An 882-nucleotide genomic window follows, 5' to 3' on the forward strand; every position below is an offset into this window, starting at 1 on the left:
GCCGCTGGCGTTCATCGAGCCGGTGGCCGACCCGCTCGGCGACCTGGTCAGCCGCTTCGCCCGCACTCATGGCCCGTTCACCGCCGCCGAATGTGCCAGGCGGCTGGGCCTGGGCACCGCCGTGGTGCACACCGCGCTACAACGGTTGCTCAAGGACGGCCGCGTGGTCGAAGGCGAGTTCCGGCCCGGCGGCGCATCGCCAGCTGAGGAGGGCGGAACCCACGGCACGGCCGACGTGGCTTCTCCGGCCCCGACGGATCAGCGCCAGACCGAATGGTGCGACGTCGAGGTGCTGCGCAAGATCCGCCGCCGGTCGTTGGCCGCCCTGCGCAAGGAAGTCGAACCGGTGGATCCTGCCACCTATGGCCGGTTCCTGCCGACCTGGCAGAACGTCGGGGCGAAGCTACGCGGCCTGGACGGCGTAGTCACGGTGGTGGACCAACTGTCCGGGGTACCCATCCCGGCGTCGGCGTGGGAACCCCTCATCCTGGCGTCCCGCGTGAGCGACTACGCCCCAGCCATGCTGGACGAGCTGACCGCCACGGGCGAAATCCTGATCTCCGGCGCCGGGTCGATGCCCGGCAACGACGGCTGGATCAGCCTGCATCTGGCCGACGCCGCGCACCTGACGCTGAATCCCCAGCCCGATTTCGAACCCAGCGTGCTGCAATACGAACTGCTCAACGCGCTCTCCGGGACCGGGGGCTACGGCGGCGCCTACTTCTTCCGACAGCTCACCGACCTGCTCGCGGCCAGCGGCACCCAACCGGGGGACAACGCCGTCGCCAGCGCGCTGTGGGACCTGCTGTGGGCCGGGCGGATCACCAACGACACGTTCGCCCCGGTGCGTTCGCTGCTGGCCGGCGGGACCACCTCGCACCG

At 70.7% G+C, this 882-nt stretch carries 1 protein-coding gene; it reads left to right on the forward strand.

Features of this window, described 5'->3' with window-relative positions; translation table 11 throughout:
• A partial coding sequence (locus AC5RUJ_RS17370) for an Lhr family ATP-dependent helicase (RefSeq protein ID WP_494156389.1) occupies positions 1–882 on the forward strand: 882 nt, incomplete at both ends.

Source organism: Arthrobacter sp. Y3223164 (genome assembly GCF_059091005.1).